At 34.5% G+C, this 6,414-nt stretch carries 6 protein-coding genes; 1 reads left to right on the plus strand and 5 read right to left on the minus strand.

Annotation, left to right across the window (positions count from 1 at the left end):
- Nucleotides 1-105: 105 nt before the first annotated feature.
- Together ACFXN8_RS06165 and ACFXN8_RS06170 are read right to left on the minus strand one after the other, a co-directional pair.
- The gene (locus ACFXN8_RS06165; RefSeq protein ID WP_386843640.1) at nucleotides 106-1,029 is read right to left on the minus strand and encodes a DMT family transporter; all 924 of its coding nucleotides are present in this window, start codon (nucleotides 1,027-1,029) and stop codon (nucleotides 106-108) included.
- 24 nt (nucleotides 1,030-1,053) lie between these two features.
- Entirely contained in the window at nucleotides 1,054-1,875 is an 822-nt protein-coding gene (locus ACFXN8_RS06170) for a helix-turn-helix domain-containing protein (RefSeq protein ID WP_386843642.1), read from the minus strand.
- Nucleotides 1,876-2,232: 357 nt separating this feature from the next.
- Between ACFXN8_RS06170 and ACFXN8_RS06175 the strand changes: the two genes are divergently transcribed.
- Nucleotides 2,233-5,286: a hybrid sensor histidine kinase/response regulator gene (locus tag ACFXN8_RS06175; RefSeq protein WP_386843644.1), complete on the plus strand. Its 3,054-nt coding sequence runs from the start codon at nucleotides 2,233-2,235 to the stop codon at nucleotides 5,284-5,286.
- Between the two features lie 178 nt (nucleotides 5,287-5,464).
- On the opposite strand, the gene ACFXN8_RS06180 is transcribed toward ACFXN8_RS06175, so the two are convergent.
- From ACFXN8_RS06180 to ACFXN8_RS06190, 3 genes are all read right to left on the minus strand, one after another.
- A complete protein-coding gene (locus ACFXN8_RS06180) occupies nucleotides 5,465-5,863 on the minus strand; it encodes a pentapeptide repeat-containing protein (RefSeq protein WP_386843646.1) in 399 nt (132 codons plus the stop codon).
- A gap of 197 nt (nucleotides 5,864-6,060) precedes the next feature.
- Nucleotides 6,061-6,192 (minus strand): aminoglycoside 6-adenylyltransferase, encoded by a 132-nt coding sequence (locus ACFXN8_RS06185; protein ID WP_386843893.1) that lies wholly within the window; start codon nucleotides 6,190-6,192, stop codon nucleotides 6,061-6,063.
- Between the two features lie 14 nt (nucleotides 6,193-6,206).
- The gene (locus tag ACFXN8_RS06190; protein WP_386843895.1) at nucleotides 6,207-6,329 is read right to left on the minus strand and encodes an aminoglycoside 6-adenylyltransferase; all 123 of its coding nucleotides are present in this window, start codon (nucleotides 6,327-6,329) and stop codon (nucleotides 6,207-6,209) included.
- Nucleotides 6,330-6,414: the final 85 nt, after the last annotated feature.

Consider the following 6,414-nt stretch of genomic DNA (forward strand, 5'->3'; position numbering starts at 1 on the left):
ACAATATACAACATAAACATATGTTCTATAAAGAAAAAAGCACTTCATTCCTCCCACCTCTGAAGAAGTGGGAGGAATGAAGCTCAATTCTGTGATTTTTAATGATTAATTAAATTTTGTTATACTCGTGTTTTTTTCTGCTTTTTTTAAACTAGGTTTTTTCTCAGAAATAAAAAGACCAGATAATGTTAGAACTATACCGAATGCCGACATATAAGTTATTTGTTCATCTAATACAATCATAGATGTTAGTACTGTAATGACTGGAACCGCGTAAATATAAATACTACTTTTAATGGTGCCTAGCAGTTTAACAGCATAGTTCCATGTAATAAAACAAAGAGCAGAAGCACCAAGACCTAAGAATAATATATTGAATAAAGAAACTGGATTTGTAAAACGTTTCAGTTCCCATTCAAAATCAAACAGAAAAAGGGTAGGCATCATAAATAGAATACCGTAAAAAAACACTCTTCTTGTCGTTTGAATTGTATGATATCCGTAACCACTTATTTTTCTAGTCAATACAGAATAAGTAGCCCAAACGAGCGTAGCAATTACAGCTAATAAATCTCCTAAGGGGTTTAGTTGGTACTTTGAAGTACCGCTAAAGCTGATCAGGTAGATCCCAGTAATTGCAACAAGAAATCCAATGAAAAAGTTGATCCGTAATGGTTCCTCCTTCAAAAATAGGTAGGTGAGAATTGCTGTAAAAAAGGGAACGACGGAACTGATAACGCCAACATTAGAAGCCATTGTAAAGGTTAAGGCAATATTCTCTAAAAGGTAATACAACGTAACACCACATAAACCAGCACTAGCAAAAATGAATTCATGTTTTTTATTCGTTACTTTTAGTCGGTGCGGGTAGATCATCAGTAACACAACGAAACCTATGACAAAACGATAGAAAAGGATTTCAATAGGGGTAAAATCATTCAATAATATTTTAGTAGAGATGAAAGTTGTTCCCCAGATCAAAATGGTAATAAGTGCTGCTGTATGACCAACAGTATTTTTTTTCTCCATATACTAGTCCTTTCTAATAGTCGATTATTCATCGAGTTTAGTAAAAATATTTTGGTATTGTTTAGGGGTCAAACCGATAAATTCCATAAAAAAATGGCTAAAGTGACTTTGATCGCCGAAGCCACTATATAAGGCCGCATCTAATGGCGACACTCCCTGTTCCAAAAGCTTCTTTGCCTCATTGATACGTATTGTTTGTAGATAGCGATACGGCGTAATACCGCGAACACGGGTAAATGCTCGTACTAAAGAATATTTATTCATATTTGCCATTTTCGCTAAATCATCTAAAGTAATGTGCTCTTGATAATGTGCTTCTATATACTGACAAAGATTTTTAATCATTTCTGTTTTTGCACTAGTATCAGCTTCATTAGGAGACTCTGTATATTCGTTAATTAACTGCTTGATTAAAATATAAAATGTTTCTTGCTTTTCATCATTTGGTAATTCCTTCATGATCATCTGATGAAGATTATGTAATATGCTTGTTTGTTCACTTAAATAAGCAACTGGAGTTTTAAACTGGGGCAGATAGTCTTTTCCAGTAATCTCTTTGGTTACTTTTCGCATGATTTCAGGCTTAATATTTAAACAACGATAATCTAATGTTTTGTTGTCAATCTGTTCACAAGCATGATTATCCATAGGGTTAAAACATATTAAATCACCGGTATTGATGATATATTCTTTGTTCTTGCAAGTTAATCGTCTTTGTCCACTCTCTATGAATCCAATCACAAAGTATTCGTGGAAGTGGTTTGGGAATTTTTGCATGATTCCACAGAAACGATAGGCTTCAATCTGTAGATCATGATCAAAATGAACGATTCTTTCTTCTAACATCTCATGAAACACCTTCTTTTTATTAATATGGAAGTAAGTGTAGCACAAATCTTTTAGCTTTTATTGTACGATATTGACTACCTAAAATTTGCCTCTTGCATTAAACCACCTGTTAAACAATCATCGACATTATAATATTGCAATGTAAAATTTGGATTTTTAATTAATAATTAGATTTAAAAGTAAACGTAACCATGTTAGGATAATATATCGTAGGAGGTGTAGTTTGGCCTAAGGGGCTTGTGCTAATAACAAAACACAAATTACCTTTTGACAATTATTTTGATGAAAAAGAGAAAAATTGTTCTCATCGTTTGCTTGTTTATTGTCTTTCTGACAGGCTCACGAGTTTTATGGTTGCAATTATTTAATAATTCAGATCAACCACATGCTGTAAAAGGGCAAATAGATTTAAGAAGTTGGAATTTTAATGACGGTTATGCCATTACACTCGATGGAGAGTGGGAGTTTTATCCTAATAATTGGTTGATTAGTGAAGAAAAACACTTAGAATCTAAAAAGGTTCAAGCTTCATACATACAGGTTCCTAATGGCTGGAATTCTGCTTTACAAGGGGAAGAGAAAAGCCCTTACGGTTACGGTTCTTATCGCTTAAAATTACTCGTCAATCCCGAAGACAATATAACTTACAGTATTCGAGTTCCGAGTGTTCGGAGTTCCTCAGAAATTTATGTAAATGGACGACAGTTGGCAAAATCAGGTGAAATAGGGGAGAATGCAGAAAATACAGTTGCCAAAAATGTTCCGTATACTGCTTCCTTTGAAGCAAACGGTCATAAAGAAATTGAAATTATAGTTCAGGCTTCTAACTTTAAGGATCCTCGTGGCGGTGGAATTGTTCGCTCCATTAAATTAGGAAAAGAAGATAAATTAGCTAGGGAAACGCAATGGTCGATAGCTATGCAACAACTAGTTGCAGTTGTTTTCTTTATACACGCGATCTATTCCATCATTTTATTTTTTGTAGGAAACATGGAAGAAAAAAGATTACTTTACTTTTCTCTGTTATCGATAAGCACTATGAATTATTACTTATTAGCAAGCGATGACAAATTATTATCTTATTGGTTTCCGATTAATTACGACTGGGGCTTTAAATTAGTTCATCTTGCTATGGTAGGGATAGGCTTTTCACTACTTCAATGCATAAAACATTGGTTGCCTCAACATGTGAGAAAATATATAAGTTGGTTTAGTATTTTCTGTGGTATAGCTACATTGATGGCAATCGTGTTGCCTACTCGCTATATAGTAACTAATCAAGAAGTATATTTAATTATTTTAGCTATTGCGTTGGTAATAACGATCCTAACAGTAATGCGAAAATCTATTAAAGAGATCAGAAGTAATATATTTTTACTTCTTGCCATATTAGCATTTGGCAATAATATGATTTGGGATGGCCTACTTCTCATCTTTGGGATAAAAGTGATCATGTATCCATTTGATCTTATTATCACAATGGCTTGTTTGGCTACTTTATGGTTTAAAGGATATGCTAAAGTCCATTCTGAAACTAAAGAACTTGCTACGAAGCTCCAAAAGACAGATAAGTTAAAGGATGAATTCCTTGCCAATACGTCTCATGAATTACGAAATCCACTTCATGGGATCCTTAACATTTCTAAGGCTGTTTTGGAAAGAGAAGAACGTGCACTCAGTGACAAAAGTGTCAAGGATTTAGAAACAGTGCTATCTGTAGGAAGTCGTATGTCACTTATGTTAAATGATTTACTAGATGTAATGAGTTTAAAAGAAAATAACACCAAACTAAAACTTAGTACTGTTTCGATTCACGCCATTGTATCGGGTGTATTAGATATGCTCTATGTGATGAGTGACGGAAAGCAGATTCAATTAATAAATCAAATCCCTGAAGATTTTCCTAAAGTAATGGCTGATGAAAATAGAATGATTCAAATTGTTTTCAATTTACTTCATAATGCGGTGAAATACACGAACGAAGGTGAAGTAACGATTTCTGGTCATATAAGAAATGATATGGCGGAAATTGTGATTTCGGATACTGGTATTGGTATTGATGTGGGAACTATTCAACGTATATTTGAACCTTATGAGCAGGGTACCCTTAGTAAAGCAATGATTGAAGGCGGATTTGGGCTAGGACTTAGTATTAGTAAACGTTTGGTTGAACTACATGGGGGAACATTACAGGTAAAATCAGTTGTAGGTAAAGGGTCAGAATTTACGTTTACGCTACCTATATCTGATGGAACGGATGAGCAAAACACACCAGAAAATGTAGCTCTGCTATCAGATGCGAACGAAGAATCAACGGTAGTGACTCCTGCAAATCCATTGGATGATCGAACTGAAAATCATTCAATCATTGCAGCAAATCGACCTAGAGTATTGGTCGTCGATGATGATCCAGTTAACTTAAGAGTTATCGAAACAATACTCTCTATAGAAAAATACGACTTAGTAATGGTTACAAGCGGTGATAAAGCTCTCGAAATGGTAACGTCTCAAGAGTGGGATTTGGTCATATCAGACGTAATGATGCCAAATATGTCAGGATACGAATTAGTACGTACAATTCGTCAGCAATTTTCAATAACTGAACTTCCTGTTTTACTTCTCACAGCAAGAAGTCAGCCTCAAGACATTAAAAATGGATTTTTATCTGGTGCTAATGATTACGTATCAAAGCCAATGGACGCTTTAGAGTTAAGATCAAGAGTGAAGGCACTAACCGACGTTAAACAATCTGCACAAGAACGGCTTCGAATGGAGGCAGCGTGGCTTCAGGCACAAATACAGCCACATTTTTTATTCAATACATTAAATGCCATTATCACGTTAAGTGAAATTGATATCGAGCGTACTGGTAAGCTACTTGAAGCACTAAGTGATTTTTTAAGGGAATCCTTTAAGTTTCAAAATATTGATGAGCTTGTTCCACTTGAGGACGAGTTAAATCTTGTTCGATCCTATTTATATATTCATAAGGAACGTTTTGGGGAGCGGATAAACGTAACGTGGGATCTGAACGTTTCTAAAGACGTCATGATACCATCATTAACCATCCAACCATTAATTGAAAATGCTTTGAAACATGGTATTTTGCCCCGTGAAAATGGCGGGAATATTCATATTTGCATTGTAGATTACGACTCGTACATTGAGATCTCTGTGTCAGATGATGGTACTGGCATGGATGAAGCTACAATGGAACGTTTACTTGAAAGAAAATCGGAGACTTCATCTGGCATTGGATTGCTTAATACAGATCTTCGCTTAAAACAGCATTTCGGTGAGGGACTTCAAATTAAAAGTAACACAAATCAAGGAACAACCATTTCGTTTGTTGTTCTTAAAAAGAAAGAAAAATCAAAGCAATTTAACCGTGGATTGATGGTGAAATAAGAATATTCAATAAAAACTGCATTCCCATTTGATAATGGGATGCAGTTTTTACCTTCTTCAGAATAATTTTGAAACGAAATTAAAGAAGTCTCCCAGCTATATAGGACTAGGGAAAGGAGTTCTTTGTGAATCGCAATATGCCGAGGCTATATTTTCAGGAGCTTGGACTATAGTTTTTTTATAAGTCTTCTACTGAAATACCGTTGATTGTAAAACCGTTAAGATTGCAATTTGTAATCTCTACATTTTCTAAATTGCAATTTGTTATTGTACTTCCTTTAAAAAAGCAGTTTTCAAACTTTAGAGGTCTTTGTTCTACCCCTGGTTGATGATTCGGATGACACTTAGGTGGCATCCCGATATTGTGAATGTATGCTCCTCCTAACTGGGCCCCACCAATTTCAAAGTCACTAAGGTCAGCATCATTTATTTTAAAATTACATAGTTTTGCATTTACAATCGAAGTTCCCGATAAATCGGCGTTTTCAAAATAAAGATCATTGCCGGATATATCAATAAATGTAGAACTTGTTATATTCGTTGACTTTATTTTTAACGCTTCTGGTACATTACTCATATTTTCTCCCCCCCTCTAAAGTATTTTTCTCACTGTAATACATTATTTTGTAAAAATGAGAATGATTCCATCTTCAAATAGCATTCTTTTATAAAAGGAAGGGACCTACCCTGATAAAATGATTGTCCCCCAATGAAAAAGAGTACATCATTATTAGGTAGATGCTTTTTGCTTCAGAGGTATTTTTCTAACATGATCTAAATAAATATTTCTATTCTAGGAAGACGAAAATCCATCCGGTTTCCGTCCGTAAAGAGCATAAGATACGCATATGACTGATCAAATTCCACATCATAAGATTGATCATTTGTATCAGGTTCTTGAATCATCAGTAAGTCTACGTTTAACAATGATGTATCCTAAACGAAGAGATTTCAGTGACTACATAGACGATATAATAATTTTTAAAGATGTCCCTTGGAGCATTTGGGTTTGTTCCAGAATCGTTTATATAGACCGCTCTAATTCGGTCATCTTATCTAGATGATTCTAAAAATAAATCAACATTTGCTTTTCTGCAACCTTTCTTAGTTCCACAATAAAGAACAGAT

This window comes from Lysinibacillus sp. NPDC059133, from assembly GCF_042755925.1.
Lineage (GTDB): Bacteria > Bacillota > Bacilli > Bacillales_A > Planococcaceae > Lysinibacillus.